The sequence below is a fragment of the Pyrodictium occultum genome (assembly GCF_001462395.1).
GTDB classification, from domain to species: domain Archaea; phylum Thermoproteota; class Thermoprotei_A; order Sulfolobales; family Pyrodictiaceae; genus Pyrodictium; species Pyrodictium occultum.
On sequence record NZ_LNTB01000001.1, the window covers coordinates 583,905 to 607,683 of the forward strand.

Below are 23,779 nucleotides of genomic sequence, written 5' to 3' on the forward strand. Positions count from 1 at the left end.
AGGGATATCCACGCCGCGGTGCCGGCGCGGGACATGACCGCGTAGAGGTAGTAGGGGGTAAGCCACCTGGCCGGGAGCCGTAGGAGGTCTGGCAGCCTCCCGCCGCCTCCCCCTGCTCCGCCTACGCGGCGGAGCGCGGCATAGACGAGCGGTGCGGCGGCGAGCGCGGGCACACCAGCCGCCAGGAAGCCGAGCCGGTAGCCGGGGAGCCCCGGCGGGCGAAGTAGTAGGCGAATAGCAGCGGCCCGACTATCCTGGAGAGAGAAGTTGAACGCCATGCTGGTCAGTGCTACGCCACGTCCACGAAGGCTGGAGGGCAGGCAGGGATATAGCACGGTTCCTCGAGGGGACCCAGACTGCGAGGGAAAGGCCGACCAGCGCGTAGGCGGCCGAGACCCCGAGTATGTCCGCCCGGAGCCAGATTATGAACCCCGCAGCCCCCAGCAGGATCATGGAGGAGGCTATCAGGCCCCGTAGAGCCCCCGGTCGGTGAGCAGCCCCGCTACCGGGAACCCTGCTATCTCGAGAAGCCGGGCCAGCGAGAGCCCGGCACCCATCTCGCCCCCGCTATAGCCCTGGAGGGCCAGCAGCGCCGAGCTGTAAGCATTGTAGAGAGGTATAGCCAGCCCCCGGGCGGCGTTTGCCGCAATAAGGGGGAGCACAGCCCGGAGCCCTGGCGGACGCCGCCCGCGCGCAGCCCCTCCCATGGCTCATGCCGCCTGGCTCGCAGGGCGTGGGAAGAATGGGGATTAAAGTCTCGGCGCTGATACTGCCGGAGCGCCAAGCCGTAGAGGTGGAGCTTACAGCCGGAACGGTGCGGGAGCTCGTCCACCGCCTAGGCTATAGCGCCGAGGACGTGGTGGTACTGAGGGATGGACGCCCCCTGCTAGAGGAGGACAGGCTGGAGGATGGAGACAATGTCACAATCCTCCGGGCGGCAAGCGGCGGCTAGGTGCAGTATCTGCGGCGCCCCTGCGGTGGCGCGCATACCCTATGCCAGGCTCTCCCTCTGCCCAAGCCACTTCATGGAGTTCGTTGAGAGGAAGGTGGAGCGCGTCCTCCGCCGCGTGGGCGCCCTCCGGCGGGGGGCTAGGATACTGGTGGCCGTCTCCGGGGGCAAGGACAGCGCTGCGATGCTGACAGCCCTATCGAAGCTCTCCAAGCTCTATGGGTTCGAGCTGGTGGGCATACACCTGGTCCTCGGCTTCGGAGCCTACTCGGAGAAGAGCAGGGGGACGGCGGAGAAGGCCTGCAGGGAGAACGGGGTTCCCTGCATAGTGATCAGCATCGAGGAGGCCCTGGGAGCCCCCGTCCATGTCATAGCCAGGCGCGCCCGGCGCCCGGTGTGCAGCGTCTGCGGGCTCGTGAAGCGCTACATCACAAACGCCGCCGCGGTGGAGCTTAGAGCCGACTATGTAGCCATGGGCCATAACGCTGACGACATTATAGCCTACACATTGAAGCTCTTCCTCAACCAGGACCTAGAGTCGATAGCCAAGATGGGGCCGGCCACTGAGAGCATCGAGGGGCTGGCAGTGGCGAGGCTCCGCCCCCTCTACGAGGTCACCGAGAGGGAGTCCCTCCTCTACGCCCTGCTGTCTAACACCCCCTTCCTCCATGATGAGTGCCCCTATAGGCCGGTCGCCCCGATAGAGCAGAGGATCAAGGAGTCCATGAACCGCCTGGAGGAGGAGCATCCCGGGGTCAAGATAAACTATATACGGAGGCTGGAGTCGAGGCTCACGGTTTACAAGAGGCTGGCAGCGGAGAAGGAGTGGAAGCCGCAGAAATGCCCCACATGTGGCCTCCTAAGCTCCGGCGGCGAGTGCGGCTTCTGCCGCCTAACCAGGAGGGCACTCGGCGAGCCAAAGGGGCCCCATGTGAGGCGGCTCCTCCGGGAGCTAGCCGCTAAGGCAGCGAGGCCTGCGTGAGCCCAGTGGCCGTGAGGGTGTGGCCGGCGGGGAGGGGTCCGCGTAGTGGCTGCTGGCGCAGCGGTTGCCGCCCGGGCCCTGGTGGCAGTGGGGCTGCTCGCCGCCGGGCTGCTGGCCGGCAGGTCCAGGGCCGCCTCCACGGCTTCGAGGGCTATCTCCCTCATGCTCCTCTGGTTCTCAGTACCCTTCATAGTCCTGTACAAGATATACACGGTTGACCTGGTTGTTGCGGGCAAGTACGCCCTCCTGGTCCCGGCCAGCGTGCTGGGTGCCCTAGCCTCGGCCTACCTCCTGATCCCTAGGCTGCTCCGCGGGCTACCCAGCAAGGTAGTGGGCGCAGCAGTGCTCGCCGCGGGCTTCCACAATGCAGGCTTCCTCCCGATACCGCTCATGCTCATCCTCTACGATGACGCCGGCCCCGCAGCCCTCTACTCGACCCTGGTCAATATTATAGCGGCGGTAGCGGTCCCCCTAGTTGCGGGCGCCTACAGCCCCGTGGGAGAAGCCGGAAGTACAGCCGGTAAGCTCGCAGCCAGCCTGGCGAGGTTCCCTCCTTTCTACGCCCTTGTAGCGGGTACGCTTCTCTACCTACTGGCCGGCGGCCACCCCTGGCTAGCCGAGGCCCTAGGCATCCTGGGCCATGTAGCCGCCGAGTCCACGCTATCCAGCTTCTTCCTCGTTGGCTCAGTGCTGGCCTATGCCGGGATAGGCTTCGAGAAGCCTGTGCTGGCGGTCCTGGCCTGGCGGCTCGGGGTGGAGCCCGCCATAGCGCTTGCGGCATCCACCCTCCTGGGCCTCCAGGGTGTGTGGCTAGCCGGAGCGCTCATCGAGGCCTTCATGCCTCCCGCCACTATGAACCTCGTATACGCCGCCCTCTACGGTCTCGACGAGACCCTGGTGGCAAAGGCTATAGGATTAACACTGCCCTTCTCGATAGCTGCCGCTGTGCTCATACGCCTCCTGGTGCACTAGGTCCGTGCAACGCAGAGGGGTGCTCCATGCGGCAATCAGGGAAGGGATGCCCGGGAGCCGCCGCAGCCTGCGGGGAGCCTCCAGCAAGGCCCCGTTCAGCCCCGGCAGCGGCCATGGCCGCCCTTGACCGACAGCTCCCCGAGCCCTTGTCACAGCGCCTGGAGGTGAAGCTCGAGGCCCGTAGGCTGGAGGAGCCACAGCTCCGGCAGATAGAGGTGGCTGTGCAGGAGACCGGGGTGGATCCTCTAGAGGCCCTCTTCGGCACGCCCAGGCTGAGGGTGTACAGTGAAAGGCCCTTCCTCATCCTGGCCCGTAAGCCGCGGGACCCCCGCTACGATTACATAGAGCTGCTGAAGCGCGTTCTACGGGAGGTCTATCGGGTCTCCTGGAGGGCGCCCCTCTACTCCCAGCACATAGCCCGTCGGCTGACGGAGTACCAGCTCGCTATGATGCGCGCCGGGATGACTATATACGTGCTCGATCTGGATGAGCTAGGCGTCGAGGAGGGCAGCGTTGATAAGATAACTGCAAGCTCCCATCTCGCTAGGAGCCTCGAGGACCGTGTCAGAGAGGCCTACGCGCAGGGATTCGGCTTCCTCGTGGTCTATGCCTCCCAGCCGGCGCTCAAGGCTATTGAGAGGATCTGGGAGCCCAGGATAGGCAGCAGAGGCATGCTCTACACGAGGCTCCCGCCGCCCCTGGAGACAAGCATAGTAGAGGACGATACAGTGTTCGAGATGGTAGCGGCTATGTATGGGCTCAGCAGCGACGACCTGGGAGAAGCCTCAAGCCTTGTGGACGCTGTCATGATGGCCGAGCACCGTTACTACAGCTACTTAGAGTCTATGGCCAGCGACCCCACGCTCGCACTCCTAGCCAGGCCCGCGGGGGACGAGGAGGAGGCCAGGCCCGAGGAGGGCTTCATGCACTACGCCTTCAAGATGGCTGTGCTAAGCTACCTCCTCGAGGCCGGGTTCGACGAGTCGGGGCTGGCCGTCGAGGAGCGCGTAGCGAGCGCGGTAACAGTGGACATACTGGCCCGGAGGGGATGGTACAGCAAGCTAGCGGTGGAGGTTGAGACCCTCTACGGCAGCGGCAACCCGGTGGCGAGGCTCTCTTCGGTGATAAGAGACCGTCTCGCGATGGGCTACAGGGTCTGGCTGGTGGTGCCTCCCCTCCAGGCCTCGATATACGCTCCCCACCTACGGGTGCTCGCCGGCAAGTACGCGGGCGTTGAGAACGTGGAGATCTATACGCTGGACATGTCCACCGGCAGCCTCGTGCCCCTAAAGGAGCATCTGGATAGGCTGGAGAGGCTAGCGGCGAAGCTGCCGAGAGCCGGGCTGGCGGACAAGGGTTAGCGCCGCCACACGGCAGCCGGCGGCCTAACCCCAGCCCTCTCGTATACCCACGATATTATTGTGAGCGCTATAACAACCACTATGTATGGCGTGGCCTCGGCCAGGGCTGGGTGGATACCCAGACCCTCGAGCAACGGCCTGGCAGCGTAGAGCACGCCTAGCAGGTAGGCAGCTACAGCAATCCCCAGAGGATGCCAGTAGCCCAGTATCACCGTGCCCAGGGAGAGCCAGCCCCAGCCTATGGCGCGGCCCGCGCTCCACCTGCCCCCGGAGGGCCCGGCGAGGAAGAGGGCCCCCGCGGCGCCTGCGGCCATGCCTGCCAGGAGGGCGGCGGCTACACGTAGGGCGGTGACGTTAACCCCTAGCATTCTCGCCGCCTTCTCGTCCTCGCCTAGTCCCCTCAGCGCGTAGCCCATCCACGACCTGTAGAGGAACACATGGAGAAGCACCGGGAGCGCCACCAGCACAAGAGTCAGCAAAGCGTCTCTGGACGCGCCGGAGAGCATGGGGGCCGGAGCCCCCTGGGTCGCAACCCCCACGGCGTCCCCCAGCCCTATGCCCAGGAAGACCAGGGCCAGCCCCGTGACAGCCTGGTCAGCCTTAAGGCCTATGACGAGCAGCAGGTAGATCACGGCCATCAGGGCCCCTGCGGCCGCAGCGGCGGCGAAGCCAGCGGCGAGAGAGCCGGTGGAGACCGCTACGTAGGCCGCCACCGCGGAGCCTAGGTAGAGCATCCCCTCGAGCCCTAGGTTTATCAGGCCGGCGCGCTCCAGCACAAGCTCCCCAAGCGCGCCGAGGGCCAGTACGCCGGCCTCCGGAGCCCCCTGGGCCAGCAGCGCAGCTGTGTTAACCATTGCGCACCACCACCCGGTATCTGGAGAGGCTAGTGAACGCGAGCACAGAGAGCACTATTACAGCCTCAAAGACAAGCACAAAACTGGCGGGCACGCCCTCCAGCTGGAGCGTTATGAACATGCTGTAGAGGAGCGTTGTGAGAAACCCCGCCGCTATTGTGGCGGCGGGGCGGAGCCCGGCAAGCCAGGCAACCAGTATACCCATGTAGCCGTAGCCGAGCCCCTGCTTACCCAGGCTAAGCAGCTGGTGCTGTTCGGAGACCATGTATAGGCCGCCTCCAAGTCCTGCAGCTGCGCCGGCAAGGATGGAGACGAGGAGTATAGTTCTGCCCGGGTCGACTCCATACGTCTCCGCCGCTTTCCTGGCCCTGCTCACCGAGTCGGCAGCCACGCCGAGCCTCGTGTACATGTAGAGCAGCTCGAGGACTATAGTAAACACGATGGTTATCACTACGGCTACGGGGATGCTGATCCACATGCGCGGGGGGAGCGGCTCCGTTCTCGTGAAGGCGCCGGCTTGCCAGGGCCCCGCCACGAGGTAGTTGACAATCGCTATAGCTATGTAGTTGAGCATGAGGCTTACGAGAGTCTCGTTGGCCCCTAGGTAGACGCGGAGAACGCCGACGAGCAGGCTATAGGCAGCCCCCGCGAGGATGGCGGCGGCGAGCGCGGCTGCCACTGCGAGCAGGGGAGGCTGGCTGGAGAGCACATAGAATAGGAGGCCGTATGCCACTACAGCGCCTAGAATCACCTGGCCCTCGGAGCCTATGGTTATGAAGCCAGCCCTGTAGGCCAGCGCGAGCCCCGCAGCCGACGCGGTTATAGGCACGAAGTAGGGGAGGGAGAAGAGCCAGAAGCGGGGCCGCGAGAGATTGATGAATATGGCCCTAGCGACTCCCGCGACGCCTACAGGGGTGAACACGCCAAGCAGCATGGATATGAGGAAGCCCAGCGCCAGGCCCGCAAGCCCGTAGAGGACCGGGTTCCCCCTCTCACCCGGGCCCCTAGGCTCCAGCGCTATCCTCAACCTCTAGACCCTCACCCTGACGTCTGGGCAGGAAGCCCTGCATCTGGAGGCCCCAGGCCAGGTCCTCGGGCCTCAAGGGCCGCCGGCGCCCCGGGACTTAAACCCTGGGGGTGCCCAGGGCCCCTGAAGCGTCCTAGGAGCGCTGGAGCGCAGGGCGAGAAGCCCCGCCCCCGCTTCACCGTAGGGCCTCGCAGGGCCCGGCGCCCCTCTCAGCGGGGGCTAGAAGCCCTGGGGACGGTGGCCGGCCCCGGGGGTATAGCTGTTAGTTAGCCTATAGTCATGGCGGCTGCTATTTCGTCGACTTTGAAGGGTCTCTCGGCCAGGAGGGTGACCCGACCCCGGGAGATTACCGCTATCCGGTCGCTCATCTCCAGCAGCTCGTCGAGATCCTCCGAGATCAGCAGCACCCCAGCCCCCTCGTCGGCCGCCTCGGCCAGGAGCCTTCTAACCTTGATGGCCGCGTCCACGTCGAGGCCGCTGGTGGGGTTCATGGCTAGTATGAGAGTGGGCTTCTTAGCCAGCTCCCTCCCAACTATGAAGCGCTGCATATTGCCGCCGCTCATGCTCTCCACGGGTGCGTCGACGCTGGACACCTTGACCCTCAGCCGCTTCACTATCTCCTCGCTAGTCTCCCTGGCCCGGCGCCACTCCACGATGGAGCCGCGATAGGGCCCGCGGGGCGAGCTGTAGAGGCCCAGCGCGGTGTTAAACACCAAGCTCCTGCCCGGCACCAGGGCCCAGCCAAGCCTCTCCTCCGGGATTACAGCTACCCCGAGCCTCCCACGGGCTCCGGGCCCGGCCCTTGTGACGTCTACACCGTTGATAAGTATCTTGCCGCGGCTGGGCCTCCGTATCCCCACGAGCGCTTCAAACAGCTCCCTCTGCCCGTTGCCCGCGACGCCGGCCACACCCAGTATCTCGCCCCGCAGTACCTCGAGGTCTACACCCCGGACAGCCATCTCCCCGTGCTCTCCATGCACCCATAAGCCCTTAACCCGGAGCACCTGTATCCCGCTAGGCTTCCTCCTTCTAAGAGGCCCCCCTCCCGATACACGCTCCCCGAACATGAGGCGGAGCAGTTGCTCCTCGCTAGCCTCCTCCCTCTCCAGCACCCCTACGAGCCTGCCCCTGCGCATCACCGCTATCCTGTCGGCGGCCTTCAATACCTCCCGAAGCCTGTGGGTTATCAGCACCACCGAGCGGCCCTCGGAGGCTAGGCGCCTGGTGAGCTCCAGCAGCTTCTCCGCCTCCATGAGGGAGAGGTGGGTGGTGGGCTCATCCAGCAGGATAAGCCTCGCCTCGAGAATGAGGGCCTTCAGTATCTCAACCCTCTGCTTCTCCCCCATGGAGAGGCTCCAGACCCTGGCATCCGGGTTAACACTGATGCCATACTCGCTGCCCATACTCTTTACCAGGGAGCGTACTTCCCCGAGCCCTAGGCCCTTCCCGGCCAGGCTGGCGGCGAGCGCTATGTTCTCCGCCACGGTGAACGCGTCTATAAGCTGGGGGCTCTGGGGTACAAGCGCTATCCCGGCTCTGGCAGCCTCCCTGGGGCTCCGGAACCGCACCCTCCTACCCTGGTAGATTATATCGCCGCTCGTCGGCTCCTGGACCCCAGCTATTATGCTCACGAGCGTCGTCTTCCCGGCGCCGTTCTCTCCGAGGAGGCCCAGAACCTCCCCTGGATAGATATCCAGAGAAACATTGTCGTTAGCTACAACGCCCCCAGGGTATACCTTGGTCACGCCCTGGATCGAGAGAAGAGGCTCCCGCCTTCCACACACCCCTCACGGACCCCGCTCCGCGCTCTAGGGCGCGCTGCAAGAGCGTGGATGCAGCCCTGCGGCGCCCCCGGGAGCCATAGGCTCGGGGCAGAGGCTCCGGTGAAAAGAGAGGCTCCTCCCGCCCCAGGGCTAGCTACGGGTGCCGCGGGGCTTGTAGCCGATCTCCTCGAGGTAGCGCTTGAGGACCTCCACGTTCCAGCTCCACTTGCTCTTCCTGCGCTTGTCCACGTACAGCCCCAGCCTCCGGGCCTCCTCCGGGGTCAGCCCGGCCTCGGCGAGCTCCGCTAGGCTAAAGCCGCGTCCAACCCTGGTGCCAGGGTCTGCACCGCCATACCTGAGCAGCCTGGGCTTCTTTACAATAGCACGCGGCGGCTCCGGCATCTCCGTCGACCCCCAGGCGCCCGGCGGGTGCGGCGGGTTAAATTAAGGGTAGGCCCGTGGCCTAGCCGCTGGTCAGGGGGGAGGTGAAATCCTCCTTTATAGCCCGGAGCGCGAGGCTAGTGACGCTCCTCCTTATGTAGGGGAGCTTGTTCACCTTCTTCACAAAGCTGTCGAGGTCGTTGACGCTGCGGAACTTAGCTATCACGGCAAGGTCGTAGTCGCCGGTTATGTCGTAGACCGCTATCACCCTAGGGTCCTTGGCTATGTACTCGCCGGCGTCGAGTATCTTCCCTCCCTCCACCTGGAAGAGTATTACAGCGGTGACACTGTAGCCTAGTGCCTCGTAGTCAGGCAGCACAGTAAACCTCTTTATCACGCCGTTCTCCACGAGCTTGTGTAGCCTGGCGTGTATCGTAGAGCCTGCCATTCCAAGCTCCCTGGCCAGCTCCCTTATGCTCCGCCTCGAGTCCCTAGCCAGGAGCTTTACCAGCTTAACATCAATCTCATCAAGCTGGGCTCCCTGCAAAGTAGGCTAAGCACCCCGCTACGCTGCTGGCCCGCACGCCAGCAATGCTGCCGGCATAAGCAGGGTATAATGCTGCTGGCCTGGGCCCTAGGGGAAGCATCTATAGGCTCCCCTTAGGCCGCGGTGGGTAGCCGGTGGAGGGGTCACCCAGAAGTTGGCGGGACTCCGGCGCCTAGTGCTCGACGTTCTAAAGCCCCTCAAAGACCCTTCCATAGTTGACGTTGCGCTCGAGCTCAGCAGGGTTGACGGCGTAGAGGGGGTTAACATAACCGTTAATGAGGTTGACGTTGAGACCCTCAGCCTCACAGTAGTGGTTGAGGGGGACAACATAGACTTCGAGAAGGTCAGGATGATACTCGAGGAGGTTGGAGCGGCGATACACAGCATCGACCAGGTAGTTGCGGGCGAGAGGCTGGTTGAGATACCTAGAAAGCCCAGGGAGTAGCCCTAGCTGCGGGGACGCTTGGCGAGAGGCCTGGGGGAGGAGTCGCGTTGCCGGGCGAGGAGGGCTATATAACCATAGACGAGTTCTCCCGGGTAGACCTCAGGGTTGGCAAGGTGGTAGAGGCGGAGAGGATACCCGGCACCAGGCTCCTAAAGCTGATAGTGGACCTCGGCAGCGAGAAGAGGCAAATAGTCTCCGGCATAGCCGAGTATTACAAGCCCGAGGACCTCCTAGGCAAGAAGGTTGTAGTGGTGGTTAACCTGAAGCCCAAGAAGATACGCGGCTATCTCAGTGAGGGGATGATACTCGCAGCCGGCTGTGACAAGGGCCAGAGACCCGTACTGGTGACGGTGGGCGACGAGGCCGAGCCCGGCTGGCGCGTCTGCTAGGCCCGTCGCCGAGCAGGAACCGGGGAAGGGGAGCCCCGTGGAGATATGCCTCATAGGCTACGGCCGCGTGGGAGCTGTAACGGCTCAGCTGCTAGCCCAGGAGTACGGCCTCGACCCCATGGTATTTGACTCCTCGGGCCACCGGGTGGAGGAGGCGAAGCGCCGGGGGCTCCGTGCCAGCCTAGTAGACGCCTCGAACCCCGCCTTTGCCTCCAGGATAGCCGCGGAGTGCAGCATAGCTGCAGTTGCCCTGCCCAGCAGGGCAGCGGCCAGAGTGGTGAGAAGCCTGGTAGACGCCGGGGCAGAGGCGGTAGTAGACGTCTCATACGTGCCGGATCCTCTCGCCTTCCACCAGCCCGCCATAGAGCACGGCTCCCGCGTATTCGTGGACGCCGGCCTAGCCCCAGGGCTCTCCAACATGCTGGCCGTGCGTGCGGCAGGCAAGCTGGACAAGGTCAACAGGGTTACGATATACGTTGGAGGCCTCTCCGCCGAGAGCACCGGCCCCCTCGGGCTCGTGGCGTCATGGAGCATTGACGACCTCATAGAGGAGTATACGAGGAAGGCTAGGGCCAGGATAGCGGGCGAAGAGAAGCTCCTTGACCCAATCTGGGACGCCACCCGTGTCGAGCTACCCGGTCTCGGGGTGTTCGACGCTATGCCTACAGACGGGCTACGCACCCTCCTACGGAGCCTCAGCAGCGTGCCAAACCTGGTGGAGTATACCCTCCGGTACCCGGGCCACGTGGACCTCCTGCGCAGCCTCCGTAGCCTAGGCATGCTCGACGACAAGCCCCACGTCGCCTCCGGCTGCGCAGCCTCGCCACGGAAGATGCTGGTCAAGCTCCTCGAGGAGAGGCTGCCCAGGAGCGGCGACCGGGTAATACTCTACGTTGAGGCCGAGGGCGAGAAGGGGGATAGCTGGGCCACAATATCCTACCTTATAGATGTTAGGCAGGAGGAGCTAGGCATAGAGACGCCTGTACTAACCTTCATGACGGGGCATGTCCATGCCTGGAGTGTGGCCCAGGCGGCCCGGGGCTACGGCCACCCCGGCGTCAATGCACCCGAGGAGCTGGCCCCCAGGCTCCCCGACCTAGAGGCAAGGCTCGAGAGGAGAGGTATCCGTCTGCACGGGAGGAGCTGCTACGAGCACTGAACCCCCCGGGCGCCCCGGGCTAGAGAAAAGGGGCCCCGGCGCCCGGGGCCACGGTAACTCCCCGGGGGCCGTGAAGACTGGTATTACCGGTGACCCGGCTACTGGGGGATGAACGGGCCCATCCGCTCCGGAGCCCGCCCTCTCCTCTGGAGCCATGCCGGTGATGAGGAGCTGGCGAGCGGAGCCCCTGGGTAGGGCTGTGCCGAGGACCAGGTGGGGGTACTGAGGCCTCCAGGGAGGGCGTTAGGGGATCCGGGCTGCCGAGGCCTGGCCGTGCATAGCGCTTGCGGGCACAGCATGCCACAGTCACGGGTATGCAGAGTAATGTAGCGAGTGTTGGGGGCCGGGAGACGAGAGGAAGGTAGGGCAGTGAAGGCGGCAGGTCAATCTGTGCACAGGCGTTGATGAAGGGATAGAGTTAAGTAGAGTAGTGTAGTTTGTTGATTTATGAGGATTGTTATTACGATAGCCGGGAGGCTCGGAACCGTGCCCACCCGTGAGATGATAATAGACCCTATAACCCGTATAGAGGGCCACCTGGCGCTCCGTGTTATAGTAGACACGGAGGCCAGAAGACCCATAAAGGATAGCGTCCGCAGCTTCGTGACGATGTTCCGCGGCTTCGAGGTCTTCGACCTAGGGAGGCCCCCGGAGGATCTTCCCCACATAAACAGCCGTATCTGCGGTGTCTGTGGAGCGAGCCACGCCAACGCGAGCACCCTTGCAGTGGACATGGCTTACGGCGTCACGCCGTATAGGATGGGTGTAGCTCTCCGCAGCATGGCGTTCGCTATGACCGACCACATCTACGACCACACGATTATATTGAACATGCTCGAGGGCCCCGACTTCAGCAGCCCCGTGGTAGCCCTCATGACCCCGAAGGTCTACGACCAGGCTAAGAAGACCCTGGCCGAGCACCGCGATATACACGGCTTCACCACCATAGCAGAGATAATGGACGCCCTTACCCCGATAACTGGGAAGATGTGGCAGCTGGCCGCCAAGTTCCAGCGCTACGCCCGCGAGGCTGGTGTACTGATATACGGGAGGCACAGCCACCCCTCAACCCTCATACCGGGAGGCATAAGCACCGACCTCACCAACGCCGAGTACCTGCTGACCGGCTACATGTTCCGCCTAACCAAGCTAACCGCCTGGGGCAAGTTCATGTACAGCGTCTGGCACGATCTACTCAAGTTCTACGAGGACCTAGGCTACGCCGAGAACGGTATAAGCTACCATCCCGATCCCGCCAAGTCGACTGTAGGCGCTGTAGCGAGCAGCGGCATCTTCTATGACCCCGAGGTCTACGAGAGCATAGGTGATTACGTAGAGTGGGAGGAGTTCTACAGGAACATCGACAAGGCCGCAGCCACCAGGCTGCTAAGACCTGGCATAGTGCTCCGAGGCCAGCTCGTAACCAACAAGTACACGGAGTATAACGCCAGCATTATGGAGCATGTTGAGAGAGCATTCTACAAGGACTGGGCCAACAAAGTAAGGGACCTGCCATGGTACGATGAGCTGGCCAAGAACGACTTCAAGGATCCTCTAGGCAACAGGCTGCTCTGGGGCAAGTACAACCCAGCCTACCACCCTTGGCTCAAGATAACCATACCGAACCCGACCGCCAGGGACTGGGCCGGCAAGTACAGCTGGGTCACCCACGTTCGCCTGGTCTGGAAGGACGGCACCATAACACCCTTCGAGGTAGGCCCCTACGCTAGGCTCCTGGTCGCGAGCAAGCAGCCCGCCAGCGACTACCTCGGCCTATACAAGAGCGGCGGTAACGGCCTCCTCAAGGTGACGCTGCCGCGGGCGTGCACCGACGAGCTACCCTCCAGCGTGTGCGAGGAGATGACGTTCGAGTGGAAGGTGCCGGAGTTCAGCTCCACGATATACAGGCTGTGGGCGCGCGCCTTCAACCTACTGATAGACATAGTGAGTGCCTGGAACAACCTCACCAAGGCCCTCGAGTACGTGAAGACAGGCCATGCCAGTAGGACCAGCAGGCCGTGGAGCTACCCGAACAGGATAACCTTCGGCGTCGGCCTCACAGAGGCGCCCCGCGGCACTGTGAGGCACTGGGTCGTACAGAAGGCCGGCAGGACTCTCAACATACAGATACACGCTCCCACAACCGGTAATGTGAGCCCGCAGGACAAGTGGGGCTACAGCCCCTTCGAGCAGAGCGCTATCAACACCTACGTTACAGAGGAGGTTAAGCCAGAGGATTGGACCGGCCTAGACTTCGTGAGGGCGATAAGGAGCTTCGACCCCTGCCTGGCGTGCGCCGCCCACATACAGCTCGTAAGAGACGGGAAGACTATAAAGACCGTCAAGAAGATAATAACCTCAGCCCACTACAGCTAAGGCCTCCTACGGTTTCTCTCACCGCTCCAGTATCATCGATCATCCATGTTCATATTTTTATCCGCCCCTCTCCTCTGGCGGCGTAACACTGTATTGCGCCTGGGCCTCCGGACCCCCTGCGGGCATCCGGGGGTTGCCTGCCGGCCCTGGCTCTCGTGGATAGGGTGTGGCTCCGGGATGGGCGCTGCAGGGAGTGTTTCAGATGATAGGCAGCTGGCTGATTATGCTGTAGAAGTTTTCCGGGAAGCTGTTAGGAGGGGCTTCCCCGCTCACGCGAAGAGGCTTACAGCCGACTCTATCCTAGTCCGCACCCGCCACGGCAAGGCTGCGCTCTTCGCAAGTACTATAGATGCTGGCGACGGCTCCTACTACCTTGCGCTTGCGGCGGAGAAGTACAGCATCTGGGGGGTGCGCGTCGCGAGGATAGCAGGCGGCAGGATTGTGGAGGTTAACGTGCACCTCGTCCCCAGCGCTGTAGGCCAGCACGCGGTGCTAATGTCTACCTTCGAGGTGGATGTCTGGCATAAGAGGCTCGCGCTGATGGGCAAGGCTGTGCCCGTGGACGATGCTCCCCCGGCGCTGCGGCCCCTCGTCGAGCTTGGCGGCGAGGTGAGGTTTCTCAGGGATACCATGGACTACTTCGCCGTGGTTGAGGGCGTGGTGCCGGCCTGGTACAACGAGGTCACGGGAAGGCTTGATGACGCGAGGGAGTGGCAGAAGGCTATGGGCGTTCTCCCCGAAGGTCTTCTCGGGGTTGAGCTAGGCTAGCGCCACCCCCCTCCGGGGAGGGGAGGAGCGCTGCTTGTATGCTCAGCACCCCCCGGAGCCTAGCCAGGTGCTTGTAGAGGCTTTTCACGCGCCCGCCCTCGCCTCGGACAGCTATTATATAGAGGATATAGCCCGGCGAGGCTATAATAAGGGTGGCCGAGTGGACCACGTCGCTGTACTCGCTGAGGAGCCGCTGGAGGCTGGATGCGAGGGCCTCATTGGACTTCGGCGCTAGTAGCTGGAGGGTCCCGCTCACCCTGCCCCGGTGACTCCACCACCTGTTGAACGCTATGAAGAGCTCGACGGCGTCCCTTATAGCCCTGGACACGCTCGTGTACCCCATGTTTCGCGATACCTCGAGCAGCTGCTGGTATACGTGGTCGGGCAGCGCCACCCCGGTCTTGACCACCACTCCTCCGGGCACCCCCGCGGGCGGGTTCCCAGGCAAGCCTAAATACCGGGTATGGCGCTGCCGCCCGGCTATGGGGCTGTGAAGACGGATTATCGGGCCGACGGATGGGGAGAGTACCCTCTGGCAGAGCCCTCCCCCGCCTCCTCGGGGCCCTGGAGCCTTCTGGGGATGCGGCATTGCCTGCAAGACCCATACTGGAGCTGGTGAACGTCACTAAGGCCTACCGGGTCGGGGAGACGGTGACCTGGGGCCTCCGGGGGCTTAGCCTCCGCATCTACCCTGGCGAGTTCATCTCGGTCATGGGCCCCAGCGGCTCGGGCAAGACGACGCTGCTCAACATAGCGGGGCTCCTAGACCGGCCGACAAGCGGCAAGGTCTACATAGACGGGCTCGACGTCTCGAGGCTGCGGGACCGGGAGCTCGCAAGGCTGAGGAACAAGTACATAGGCTTCGTGTTCCAGCAGTTCAATCTGATAAACAGGCTCACAGTGCTAGAGAACATAGAGCTGCCCCTTATCCCCCGCGGCGTGCCGAGGCACGAGCGCCGGAAGAAGGCGGAGGAGGCGCTGGTCAGCGTTGGGGGAGACCCCTCCTGGCTCCCCAAGAAGCCCCTTCAGCTCAGCGGCGGCCAGCAGCAGCGCGTCGCCATAGCCCGGGCGATAGTCGGCGAGCCCCTGATACTGCTTGCAGACGAGCCCACCGGAGCCCTGGATAGGAGGACTGCAAAGCGCGTTGTGAATACCTTCATCTCCCTTAATAAACGTGGCCAGACGATAGTTGTCGTCACCCATGATCCCGAGGTCGCCAACTGCACGCACAAGATATACATGATACGCGACGGCAACATAGTGGAGGTTGTGGAGCCAGACATCTCCAGGTGTATAATCAACACAGTACGCTAGCGCGCCGCACGGGAGCCCGAAACCCCTTGATTTATACCCGGGTGCCGGGTGGGGAAAGCCTAGGAGGCGGCTACATGCATCGCATCCGTGCGGCGCTGGTAGTCTTAGCTGCTGCCGTGGCGCTGCTGCTCCTAGCTCCAGCCCTCCCTAAGGCCTCTGCCGCCCAGGCCCCCATAGGCTTCGAGCTAATAGCAGAGAGCTTCACCCGTCCCGGGGGAGGCCCGCCGATAGCCGGAGAGGACGCGCTCCTCCATATAGAATGGCTTCACGAGGGCTACCTGGCTGCCGACAGCGTCTACGCCGTTATAAGTCTCCCAGAGGGCTTCTCGCCCCAAAGGCTTGTGGTGCACCTCGGCCCCTCCCATCCCGGCGACATACTAGTAGTTGAGAAAACTGTTAGGATTGTGAATGCAGCGCCCGGGGTCTACACGGCAAACGTTACCCTCCACGCTGTAGCCGGCAGCGCCTCATACGAGTTCAACTACACGCTACGGCTCCAGGTGTCCCTATGCCCTCCAGGGCTAACCGTCTCCGCCAGGCTCACCCCGTTCAGCTACCCAGGCTCCAATAATGTGCGGCTAAGAGTGACCCTTGATAACAAGGGCCCCGGGGAGGTGAGTAATGCCACCCTATCCATCCAGCTCCCCAGGGGCTGGTGGCCCCGCGGCAACGAATCCTGGAGCATCGATAGGCTAGGCGTCAACGAGTCCTCGAGCCACGAGGTTACAGGGGTCTACGTTCCGGCCTGGGTGAGCCCCGGCGTCTACTACGCAAAGCTCTACATGGACTACTACTGCACAATCGACAACACAACTAGGCATGTAGAGTACAGGCTCCCCCTCCCCATCCGCGTGGATGAGCCGGAGCAGATGCGTGTCGAGCCCCTCCTGCTAGGCTGGGCCTGGGGTGCCGCCTACCCCGGCGAGGCCTCCACGCCCATAGGGATAGTCCTTGTGAACAGGGAGCCCTACACGGTCACGGGGCTCGTCGCGGTCCTCCAGCTCCCTCAGGGTATGAGCATAGCCGGCGGCAGCGAGAGAGTATACCGGACCGCCCTCAGCAACCTGGCAGCCGGCTACGGCGACACGATAACGCTTACCCCGAGGGTCGACGTGGACGGGAGCCTGGCGCCCGGAGTCTACAACGCGAGCCTGCAGCTCATCTTCACCGTGTCCTGGCAGGGCGCCACCACCACGCTGCCCGCCGTCTTCAACTTCAGCCTCCCGGTGGCTAGCCCTGCGTCGCTGAAGGCCAAGATCCTCTATGCTGGCTGGAGTGACGGCTACGCCTACCCCGGAGAGGTCTCGGCACCCCTACGCGTAGCTGTGGAGAACCTGGAGGACGCCACGGTGACCGACGCGGTACTGACAATCCAGCTGCCCCAGGGTATAACCTGGAGAGGCCAGCAAACAGCCAGAATCACCGCGGGCAACCTAGCGGCCGGCTATGGGGGCGTGGTAGAGCTCTCGACGGCTCTAGACATTTCGCCCCGCCTCCCGCCGGGCCGCTATACGGCAAACGCCACCCTGGTCCTGGTGCTCAGGAGGAGCGATAACAGTGTGGCCGTTAAGTCTATGAAAATACCCTTAGTGCTCATCATCAGCCCTAAGCGCGCAGAGAGGGTGGAGATTGTCTCGGCCCGCTGGGCCACCTGGGTCACCGGCGACAAGGCGTACTCGGCGACCCTTGATCTAAGCATAGGCTACTGGGGCCACGGCACTCTCCGCTACCTAGTCGTTGAGGCTAGGCCCCTGAGGGGCGCCGCGCTGAGGGCGGGGAAGCCCAGCGCCACTGTGGTCCAGAGGCTCGACCTCGCCCCAGGCGATATAGCCTCAATATCCATACCCGGGGTGAGCATAGCCGGTAACGCTACTAGGGTGGTGATGGCTCTCAACGTGACTGCGGTCATCTCCTCGCCCGGCGGCGGCGTCTACAATATATCAGCCCGGAGGATCATAGAGCTTAGCCCGCTTCGCGAGCAGCCCCTCCGCCTAGGCTACGTTGATGTGGCGACCGCCCACCTGGTCCCCTCCTCGAGCAACGTAGAGGTGGACGTGGGGATAGCTAACACTGCACCGGAGCAGGTAACTATACTCTCCGCCAGCCCTGGCAGCGTCCCCGGCGTAGAGGCCCGGCTCGTCGGGGGCGACTGCCTGACAGCAGGCGTGGCCCCCGGCTCCGTCTGCACCCTCCGGCTCGAGGTGAACGTCTCCAGCAGCGCTAGGCCCGGGGCATACAGTGTGCCGCTCACCATATGGTACAGCTACCACGGCGAAGCCGGCACCGTGGTCACCGGCCGCCAGGAGGTAACGGTGCCCCTCGTAGTGGAGCCGGTGGGCGACTATGCCCCAAGGCTGCTGGTGGCCAGGGCCTACCCTGCCACAGCTCCCGGCACAGCCCCGGTACACGTCTACCCCGGCGACGAGGCTGTGCCGCTACAGATCGAGGTATACAACCCAGGCCGCTACCAGGCCACCGGCGTGCTGGTCCGGCTAAAGCCCCTCGACCAGAGGGTAGAGGTGGCTAGCCAGCCCCAGGCCTGCAACGCCCTCGCTCCAGGCTCCTCGTGCACGGTCACAGCCTACCTCCGCGTAGCCCCCGGCGCACAGCCCGGCCCCCACCGCCTGGAGGTAACGATAAGCTACATATTCACCGGGTTCAACGCCCACGTGGTGGTAGAGTCCAGGAGGAACATAACCCTGGTAGTTGACGACCCGAACAAGGCCGTGTACCTGCTTGACGCGGGCTGGCTCTACACGCCGAGGCCGGGCACCAGGACAGCAGTACTCCTCCTCCGCGTCTACACAGACCCCTCCAGGGCCGCCCGCATATCATCCATAGTGGTCAAGCTCCCGCCGGGTCTCTTTAACCCCCAGACTGGCGGGGACATGGTGGTGGCGGTCCCGGAGGCCGAGGCGCTAGCGCAGCTCCCGCCGGGCTCCGCAGGGGGACGCAGCCCCGGGGTTAACCTGGAAAGGCTGCTCAACAGAGTGAGCGGCGCCGCCCTGGCAGGAGAGGCCGAGGTTTATGTAGCGCAGGTAGGCGTCAATACCACTAGGCCTGGCAGCGCGGCGCTAGTGGTCGACATAGCCTGGGTGGACCAGCTAGGCTATCTCCACCATGCGGTGAAGCAGCTGGAGATAGCCCTGCCTATGTCCCCCAGCATCATAGAGGTTAGGGCCCCAGTCTACGCCGATCTACGGGGCGGCGTGGCAACGGTCAACGTTACCCTCTTGAACGAGGGGCCCTCCCTGGTCTACAACGTCTATGCTGTGCTGGCTCCCGTCTCCACGGCAGGCTACGTGGCCTCCTCAACCAGGTACCTGCCCGTGCTCGAGCCGGGGGAGCCCGTTAACTTGACCTACCGGGTCGTATTCAACCCGGCCAGCTTCGGCTCCTCGAAGAGCTACACGTTCACTGGTTTGCTGACGCTAGTCTACGAGGACGCGGCCGGCAGGCTCAATACATTGAACACCAGCATAGCCTTCATAATGAGGCCCTCTATAATCCTACGCTTCACCCAGCTTGATGCAGAGTGGCATAACGGCACACTGATAATCAAGGGTATAATAGCGAACGAGGGCGTCGAGACAGCCGAGGCGGTAAGAATAGAAGCCTACGCCGACGGCGGCCACGCCTCCATCCTCCTGGGCTCTCTAGACCCTTCAAGCGAGACGCCCTTCAGACTAGAGCTTCACCTCCAGAGGAGGCCCGAGGAAGCGAGGATCACGGTCTACTACAGCGACAGCTACGGCATAGTCTATAGTATGAACGAGACGCTGCCGGTGAGGGAGGCAGTGCCGAGCAACACCCCCGCAGCCGGCAAGAGTATGGAGGCTAGGCCCCCGCTGAGCCCCAGCGAGGTAGGCGGCGTGGCGGCCGTGCTGGCCGCTCTAGCGGCTGTCCTGGGATATGTGGCTTATACGAGGCATCATAGGCTCCCCGGAAACGTGTAGAGAGGGCTATCTCCCGGAGGCGGCGAGGATGCTGAAGCTCGGCGAGATTCTTGACATAGCTGTTTTCGCTGTAAGGGCTATCAGCGAGCGGAAGGCGAGGAGCGCACTAACCATCATAGGGATAGCTATAGGCCCGCTGGCGCTCGTAGCTATAATGAGCGTGGTGCAGGGCTACTCCGGCTACGTGATCAAGCAGATCCAGGGCCTCGGACAGAACATTATAGTGCTCGTACCTAGCTCAAGCTACAAGCTCACACAGAACGACCTAGCGTTCCTTGAGAGGCTTCCCGGCGTGGAGGCGCTCACACCCTTCTACACCGCCCACGCTAAGGTAAGGCAGGGCGCGAAGAGCATAGATGTGACAGTGTACGCTGTGGACCTGGACACGTTCTTCAAGGCGCTCGCGAAGCTCCGGCTCGAGGAGGGCCGCGTCCCCTCTCCAGGTGAGAGCGTAGCGGCGGTGCTAGGGCACTTCGTAGCCTACGATGAGCAGGGGCGCCGCCGCTACTCCCCCGGGGACGTGGTGACCCTCACATACTACGAGATAGGCAAGGGCGGGCAGATCAGGGAGAGGAGGATAAACGTGGTGGTCAGCGGCGTGCTCGCCGAGTTCGGCAACGCCTTCTTCGTGAATCCGGATAAGACCGTGTTCCTCCCCCTCAGCGCCGGTAGGCGGGTGCTGGGCCTCCACGACTGGAGCGGCATAATCATAGTGGTGCGTGACCCGGCGCTTGTGGAGAACCTGACCAAGCGCCTGCGCAGCATCTACGAGGACCGCGCCGGCGTCATCTCGCTGGTGGAGGTAGCTAGGGTTGTCAGTAGCATAACGGCCGCGATGAGGTTTGTAACGCTGGCTGCGGGTGGGGCGGCGTTCATGGTTGCTGTGACCGGCGTGGCGGCAACCATGATAACATCGGTTATGGAGCGTACCAGGGAGATAGGCGTATTGAAGGCTTTAGGCTTCACTAACGTTGAGGTACTCTTAATGATACTCTCGGAGGCGCTCGTGATGAGCGTGCTGGGCGCCGTCATAGGTATAGTATTGGGCGTTGTGGCGGCCTACGTGCTCTCCGGCAGGGGCATGGTGATACGGGGGGCCCAGACAATAGTTATAAAGGCTGAGCCCGCGATAACCCCGGAGCTGCTGTCCATGGTGCTAGTCATGACTATAGTGGTGGGGCTGGTCGGGGGGGCTCTACCTGCATATAAGGCGGCTAAGATACCTCCCGCGGCGGCGCTCCGCTACGAGTAGACAGGGGCCGGCGCCGAGTGGCGGCAGGGGGTGGGATGCTTGAGCAGGGAGTATAAGGGCCGCAGAGTGGTAGTCTGGCCCGTCTATATAGACTCCAGTGCCTCGCGGGGCGAGGGCCGGAAGGTGCCGCTGAGAGACGCTGTGAGGAAGCCGAGAGTCGAGGAGATAGTTAAGGCGGCCCAGAGGCTCGGGCTCAACCCGGAGGTGGAGGAGGCCCGGTACCCGCGCAGCTGGTGGGAGAACACGAAGCGCGTCGTAGTGGACAAGATGGGTTCCAAGCTAAACACGCTGAAGGCTATAGCGGCCGAGATTAGGAAGCTCCGTGAGGAGAGGCGTAGGCTACGCCGCGCCTGAAATTAGGCGGCGTCCCGCGCCGGGGCTGCAGCAAGGGTGTCAGGGCAATGCACGTGGATGTGAACGCGTCCATGCTCCTGGCGGCGCTGGCCCTGACGCTGCTGGTGAACGTGCCGTTCGGCTACTGGCGCGCCTTCGCCAAGCGGAGCAGGCGGATGCTAGAGTGGGCTATCGCGGTCCACGCCCCAGTCCCCGTGGTAGTGGTGCTGAGGCACTGGGCCGGGGTGCAGCTGTCCCTCGACTACGCCGGCGTCATAGCCCTCTTCGTGGCCATGTACTTCGCGGGGCAGCGGGTAGGAGCCATGATACACGGCATCCTCGCCTCCCGGGGCTGCATGACGGGCCGCAACATGTTCGATGACGTGCTCCGCTTCTACCGCGCCGCCTCGCGGCGGCTGCAGGGAGCCGGCTAGGAGCTAGCCTGGCCGGCTCCTCTCGAAGGGGTTCACCGCCTCCGCCTCCCCGGTCAGCTCGCCCTCCACGTACACCGGTACCCCGCCCACCAGGGTGGCCAGAACCTCCATGCAGCCCCTCTCCATGAAGTATGGTACTAGCCTGGCCTTGCTCCACCGGGGCGCCCCTATCCTGGTGCTGGCCGGGCGCCAGGCCGCCAGGTCCGCCCGAGCCCCCGGCTCCAGCACGCCGTAGCCCCTTAGCCCCAGTATATCCGCGGGCCCCTTCCCGGCGAGGCGGAGGAACTCTTCAAGCCTCAGCGCCCCGGCCTCAACGAGGCAGTAGAGGAGGCTGGGCCAGGCCTCGAGCCAGGCTATGCCCGGGCTGCAGGTGAGGGGCTCAGTCTTCTCCCACGCCGCGTGGGGCGCATGGTCGCTTGCCACGGCGTTGACCCCGGCCTCGAGGAGGGTCTGGAGCAGCCTCCACTCCTCTATGGAGCTGCGGAGTGGAGGATTGACCCGGTAGAGGCAGTCCTCGCCCCAGCCCTGGAGCAGCAGGTGGTGGGGCGCCACATCCACGGTGAAGCCCGAATTGCGGGCGTGCTCTATGGTCGAGGGGCAGGAGGCGTGGGTTATATGGAGCCGGGCCCGGGGCTCCAGGCTCCTCAGCAGCTGTACAGCGGCGGCCTCCCAGTGGCAGCCCCGATGCACTGCTCTGAGGCTATTGCTCTCCGCCACGGGCTTCTCGGCCTCCGGGAGCTCGGGGTGGACAACCACTAGCGCGCCGGGGAGCTCAAGGATACGCTTGACAGCCTCCATCCTCTCCTCCAGGTCGCCCGGGTAGATCTTGAACCCCGCTACCGGGAGGGAGGCAAGCTCCTCGACGAGGCCCGGGCTGTCGGGGACACCGGCGTAGACGGCGTAGTCGACCAGGCTCCTCTTCCGCAGAGCCCTCAGCTTCTTCTCAAGCGCCTCGGGAGTGGAGAGGCGGGGCACCGTATTCGGCATATCCGCCACCAGGGTTATCCCTGCGGAGGCGGCTGCGGCTGTGCCGCTGCGCTCATCCTCCTTGTAGTCCAGCCGGAGGCCGCGGAGGTGGACATGCATGTCTATGAAGCCGGGGGACACGTAGACCCCCATCCCCCGGTAGTCGAGCACGCGCTCTGCGCTGACGGGCTTCCTGTGGATGCCCGTAACCAGGCCTCCACGGGCCGCTACACAGCCCTCGCCGAGCACCCCCCGATGGTCTACGAGGATGCCGCAGACTACCGTGTCTGCCTGCATGACTCCTCAGCCCAGCAGCCCAGCTTCGCTGCGGGCAGCACGGGGCCCTCGCGGCATAGTAGGATGCCGGTGCAGGGCACCAGGCAGGCGCCGCAGAAGCCCATGCCGCAGCGCACCATGGTCTCTAGGCTGAGGTAGAGGCGGCCCAGCAGCCCCTTCCCCGCGGCGAGACGGTATAGGCGGCAGAGCATGGCCTCGGGGCCTGCCGCGGCTACTGCGTCGAAGCCCTCCAGGCCTAGATCCTCGACGACGTCTACAACGGTGCCCCGGCGCCCCCTGCTCCCGTTCTCGGTAGCCACTACTAGCTCCACCCCGGGGCCCAGGTAGCCCTCCACGGGCGCAAGCTCCCCCGCACTACGAGCACCGTAGACGAAGACTACCGTTGCCCCCTGGTCGGCCGCCCACCTGGCCACGGGCGTCAGCGAGGCGGCCCCGGTGCCCCCGGCGGCCAGTAGGAGCCTAGCAGCCCTGGGCTTGAAGCCCCTCCCCATCGGGCCTATGATCCCTGCCCTCTCCGGCGGCTCCTCCACAATCCTCCTCGTGGTCGGGCCCCGCGCCTTCACGAGGAAGTCGAGCCTCTTAGCGCCGGAGTATATCGGTGCCAGCGGTACAGCCTCCATCCCCGGGACCCAGAACATGGCGAACTGGGCGGGCTCGAAGACTGGAGGCCTGCAGCCCAGGGGCTGGTATGAGAGGAGTGCCACCCCCTCCCCGCGCCACAGGATTCTGCGCAGCTTGAGGCTGCAGTAGTCGTAGCGTCTATCCCCGCTAGCCCCCCTGCTCCTCGAGCTGCTCAAGCACGTCCTCCTCCTCCATTATGGTGCCGCAGTAGACGCACTGGAGGCGTAGGGGGTGCTCGGAGAGGAGCCGGAACCTCGGCCGCACCGGCTCCCTGGGCTTGCGAGTTATGCAGGTGGGGTTGGTGCAGGATATTATCCCCTCTATGACCGGGGGTAGTTTGACCCTCTTCTTCTCGACAACCCGATAGTCTTTAACAATGTTTATAGTGGCCGTGGGGGCTATCAACGCTATCCTGTTAACCTCCTCGCTGCTCAGATGCCTGCCCTCAACCTTCACAATGTCCTTCCAGCCGAGCTTCCTGCTCTCAACGTTCATTACCACGGCAACCCTCAGCCCCTCCCTCCCGGTTATCCCGAGTATCCTCAGCACGGCGAGGGCGCGGCCGGCAGGTATGTGGTCGATGACTGTTCCCTCCCTTATCCTGCGTACGAGCAGCCCCTCGGAGGGAGCCAT

At 63.8% G+C, this 23,779-nt stretch carries 25 protein-coding genes; 14 read left to right on the top strand and 11 right to left on the bottom strand.

Annotated elements, in window-relative coordinates:
* Positions 1-249: 249 nt before the first annotated feature.
* Together CF15_RS08800 and CF15_RS03230 are read right to left on the bottom strand one after the other, a co-directional pair.
* Entirely contained in the window at positions 250-453 is a 204-nt protein-coding gene (locus CF15_RS08800; protein ID WP_168371237.1) for a hypothetical protein, read from the bottom strand.
* 11 nt (positions 454-464) lie between these two features.
* Positions 465-662, bottom strand: coding sequence for a hypothetical protein (locus CF15_RS03230; protein WP_058370505.1), 198 nt, complete (start codon positions 660-662; stop codon positions 465-467).
* An 80-nt stretch (positions 663-742) separates the two neighbouring features.
* Here CF15_RS03230 and CF15_RS03235 point away from each other — a divergent pair, with 80 nt between their 5' ends.
* The 4 genes from CF15_RS03235 to CF15_RS03250 all read left to right on the top strand — a co-directional run bounded on the left by CF15_RS03235 (position 743) and on the right by CF15_RS03250 (position 4,264).
* Positions 743-952 (top strand): MoaD/ThiS family protein, encoded by a 210-nt coding sequence (locus CF15_RS03235; RefSeq protein ID WP_058370506.1) that lies wholly within the window; start codon positions 743-745, stop codon positions 950-952.
* The gene (locus CF15_RS03240) at positions 918-1,931 is read left to right on the top strand and encodes a PP-loop family protein (RefSeq protein ID WP_058370507.1); all 1,014 of its coding nucleotides are present in this window, start codon (positions 918-920) and stop codon (positions 1,929-1,931) included. The genes CF15_RS03235 and CF15_RS03240 overlap by 35 nt, the downstream gene beginning before the upstream one ends.
* Positions 1,932-1,976: 45 nt before the next feature.
* The gene (locus tag CF15_RS03245; RefSeq protein ID WP_058370508.1) at positions 1,977-2,903 is read left to right on the top strand and encodes an AEC family transporter; all 927 of its coding nucleotides are present in this window, start codon (positions 1,977-1,979) and stop codon (positions 2,901-2,903) included.
* A 146-nt stretch (positions 2,904-3,049) separates the two neighbouring features.
* On the top strand, positions 3,050-4,264 hold the full coding sequence (locus CF15_RS03250; RefSeq protein WP_168371239.1) for a hypothetical protein: 1,215 nt from the start codon (positions 3,050-3,052) through the stop codon (positions 4,262-4,264).
* Here CF15_RS03250 and CF15_RS03255 read toward each other — a convergent pair.
* The 5 genes from CF15_RS03255 to CF15_RS03275 all read right to left on the bottom strand — a co-directional run bounded on the left by CF15_RS03255 (position 4,261) and on the right by CF15_RS03275 (position 8,836).
* Entirely contained in the window at positions 4,261-5,118 is an 858-nt protein-coding gene (locus CF15_RS03255; RefSeq protein WP_058370510.1) for an ABC transporter permease subunit, read from the bottom strand. The genes CF15_RS03250 and CF15_RS03255 overlap by 4 nt on opposite strands.
* A complete protein-coding gene (locus CF15_RS03260; RefSeq protein ID WP_058370511.1) occupies positions 5,111-6,145 on the bottom strand; it encodes an ABC transporter permease in 1,035 nt (344 codons plus the stop codon). The genes CF15_RS03255 and CF15_RS03260 overlap by 8 nt, the downstream gene beginning before the upstream one ends.
* A gap of 266 nt (positions 6,146-6,411) precedes the next feature.
* Complete coding sequence (locus CF15_RS03265) at positions 6,412-7,890, bottom strand: ABC transporter ATP-binding protein (protein WP_168371240.1); 1,479 nt, start codon at positions 7,888-7,890, stop codon at positions 6,412-6,414.
* A gap of 168 nt (positions 7,891-8,058) precedes the next feature.
* On the bottom strand, positions 8,059-8,310 hold the full coding sequence (locus tag CF15_RS03270) for a 50S ribosomal protein L13e (protein WP_058370513.1): 252 nt from the start codon (positions 8,308-8,310) through the stop codon (positions 8,059-8,061).
* 61 nt (positions 8,311-8,371) lie between these two features.
* The gene (locus CF15_RS03275) at positions 8,372-8,836 is read right to left on the bottom strand and encodes an Lrp/AsnC family transcriptional regulator (protein ID WP_058370514.1); all 465 of its coding nucleotides are present in this window, start codon (positions 8,834-8,836) and stop codon (positions 8,372-8,374) included.
* Positions 8,837-8,990: 154 nt separating this feature from the next.
* Between CF15_RS03275 and CF15_RS03280 the strand changes: the two genes are divergently transcribed.
* From CF15_RS03280 to CF15_RS03300, 5 genes are all read left to right on the top strand, one after another.
* Positions 8,991-9,281 (top strand): DUF211 domain-containing protein, encoded by a 291-nt coding sequence (locus CF15_RS03280; protein WP_058370515.1) that lies wholly within the window; start codon positions 8,991-8,993, stop codon positions 9,279-9,281.
* Positions 9,282-9,328: 47 nt separating this feature from the next.
* Positions 9,329-9,670, top strand: a complete 342-nt coding sequence (gene metG, locus CF15_RS03285) for a methionine--tRNA ligase subunit beta (protein WP_058370516.1) — start codon at positions 9,329-9,331, stop codon at positions 9,668-9,670.
* A 37-nt stretch (positions 9,671-9,707) separates the two neighbouring features.
* Positions 9,708-10,829, top strand: coding sequence for a saccharopine dehydrogenase family protein (locus CF15_RS03290; RefSeq protein ID WP_058370517.1), 1,122 nt, complete (start codon positions 9,708-9,710; stop codon positions 10,827-10,829).
* A 447-nt stretch (positions 10,830-11,276) separates the two neighbouring features.
* Entirely contained in the window at positions 11,277-13,205 is a 1,929-nt protein-coding gene (locus tag CF15_RS03295; protein ID WP_058370518.1) for a nickel-dependent hydrogenase large subunit, read from the top strand.
* Positions 13,206-13,382: 177 nt separating this feature from the next.
* Positions 13,383-13,973 (top strand): hypothetical protein, encoded by a 591-nt coding sequence (locus CF15_RS03300; RefSeq protein WP_058370519.1) that lies wholly within the window; start codon positions 13,383-13,385, stop codon positions 13,971-13,973.
* On the opposite strand, the gene CF15_RS03305 is transcribed toward CF15_RS03300, so the two are convergent.
* Entirely contained in the window at positions 13,927-14,397 is a 471-nt protein-coding gene (locus tag CF15_RS03305; RefSeq protein WP_168371241.1) for a CopG family ribbon-helix-helix protein, read from the bottom strand. The two genes, CF15_RS03300 and CF15_RS03305, sit on opposite strands and share 47 nt — an antisense overlap.
* A 164-nt stretch (positions 14,398-14,561) precedes the next feature.
* On the opposite strand from CF15_RS03305, the gene CF15_RS03310 reads away from it, so the two are divergent.
* The 5 genes from CF15_RS03310 to CF15_RS03330 all read left to right on the top strand — a co-directional run bounded on the left by CF15_RS03310 (position 14,562) and on the right by CF15_RS03330 (position 21,262).
* Complete coding sequence (locus CF15_RS03310; RefSeq protein ID WP_058370521.1) at positions 14,562-15,287, top strand: ABC transporter ATP-binding protein; 726 nt, start codon at positions 14,562-14,564, stop codon at positions 15,285-15,287.
* A gap of 74 nt (positions 15,288-15,361) precedes the next feature.
* Complete coding sequence (locus CF15_RS03315; protein WP_058370522.1) at positions 15,362-19,243, top strand: COG1361 S-layer family protein; 3,882 nt, start codon at positions 15,362-15,364, stop codon at positions 19,241-19,243.
* A gap of 28 nt (positions 19,244-19,271) precedes the next feature.
* On the top strand, positions 19,272-20,495 hold the full coding sequence (locus tag CF15_RS03320; RefSeq protein WP_070807879.1) for an ABC transporter permease: 1,224 nt from the start codon (positions 19,272-19,274) through the stop codon (positions 20,493-20,495).
* A gap of 39 nt (positions 20,496-20,534) precedes the next feature.
* Positions 20,535-20,849, top strand: a complete 315-nt coding sequence (locus CF15_RS03325; RefSeq protein ID WP_058370524.1) for a signal recognition particle protein Srp19 — start codon at positions 20,535-20,537, stop codon at positions 20,847-20,849.
* 47 nt (positions 20,850-20,896) lie between these two features.
* The gene (locus tag CF15_RS03330) at positions 20,897-21,262 is read left to right on the top strand and encodes a hypothetical protein (protein ID WP_058370525.1); all 366 of its coding nucleotides are present in this window, start codon (positions 20,897-20,899) and stop codon (positions 21,260-21,262) included.
* Positions 21,263-21,265: 3 nt separating this feature from the next.
* Here CF15_RS03330 and pyrC read toward each other — a convergent pair whose 3' ends face one another.
* The 3 genes from pyrC to pyrI are packed head-to-tail and all read right to left on the bottom strand — an operon-like array spanning position 21,266 to position 23,779.
* Complete coding sequence (pyrC, locus tag CF15_RS03335) at positions 21,266-22,525, bottom strand: dihydroorotase (protein ID WP_058370526.1); 1,260 nt, start codon at positions 22,523-22,525, stop codon at positions 21,266-21,268.
* Positions 22,507-23,322 carry an iron-sulfur cluster-binding protein gene (locus tag CF15_RS03340; protein ID WP_058370527.1) on the bottom strand — a complete coding sequence of 272 codons (816 nt, stop codon included), beginning with the start codon at positions 23,320-23,322 and terminating at the stop codon, positions 22,507-22,509. Before CF15_RS03340 ends, pyrC begins: the two co-directional genes overlap by 19 nt.
* Positions 23,294-23,779, bottom strand: coding sequence for an aspartate carbamoyltransferase regulatory subunit (pyrI, locus tag CF15_RS03345; RefSeq protein WP_058370528.1), 486 nt, complete (start codon positions 23,777-23,779; stop codon positions 23,294-23,296). Before pyrI ends, CF15_RS03340 begins: the two co-directional genes overlap by 29 nt.

Coding starts and splice junctions, on each gene's coding strand:
- CF15_RS03320 (WP_070807879.1), top strand. CDS start 19,272: ATGCTGAAGCTCGGCGAGATTCTTGACATAGCTGTTTTCGCTGTAAGG.
- CF15_RS08800 (WP_168371237.1), bottom strand. CDS start 453: ATGATCCTGCTGGGGGCTGCGGGGTTCATAATCTGGCTCCGGGCGGAC.
- CF15_RS03300 (WP_058370519.1), top strand. CDS start 13,383: ATGGGCGCTGCAGGGAGTGTTTCAGATGATAGGCAGCTGGCTGATTAT.
- pyrC (WP_058370526.1), bottom strand. CDS start 22,525: ATGCAGGCAGACACGGTAGTCTGCGGCATCCTCGTAGACCATCGGGGG.
- CF15_RS03255 (WP_058370510.1), bottom strand. CDS start 5,118: ATGGTTAACACAGCTGCGCTGCTGGCCCAGGGGGCTCCGGAGGCCGGC.
- CF15_RS03270 (WP_058370513.1), bottom strand. CDS start 8,310: ATGCCGGAGCCGCCGCGTGCTATTGTAAAGAAGCCCAGGCTGCTCAGG.
- CF15_RS03295 (WP_058370518.1), top strand. CDS start 11,277: ATGAGGATTGTTATTACGATAGCCGGGAGGCTCGGAACCGTGCCCACC.
- CF15_RS03315 (WP_058370522.1), top strand. CDS start 15,362: ATGCATCGCATCCGTGCGGCGCTGGTAGTCTTAGCTGCTGCCGTGGCG.
- CF15_RS03330 (WP_058370525.1), top strand. CDS start 20,897: ATGCACGTGGATGTGAACGCGTCCATGCTCCTGGCGGCGCTGGCCCTG.
- CF15_RS03240 (WP_058370507.1), top strand. CDS start 918: ATGTCACAATCCTCCGGGCGGCAAGCGGCGGCTAGGTGCAGTATCTGC.
- pyrI (WP_058370528.1), bottom strand. CDS start 23,779: ATGGCTCCCTCCGAGGGGCTGCTCGTACGCAGGATAAGGGAGGGAACA.
- CF15_RS03235 (WP_058370506.1), top strand. CDS start 743: ATGGGGATTAAAGTCTCGGCGCTGATACTGCCGGAGCGCCAAGCCGTA.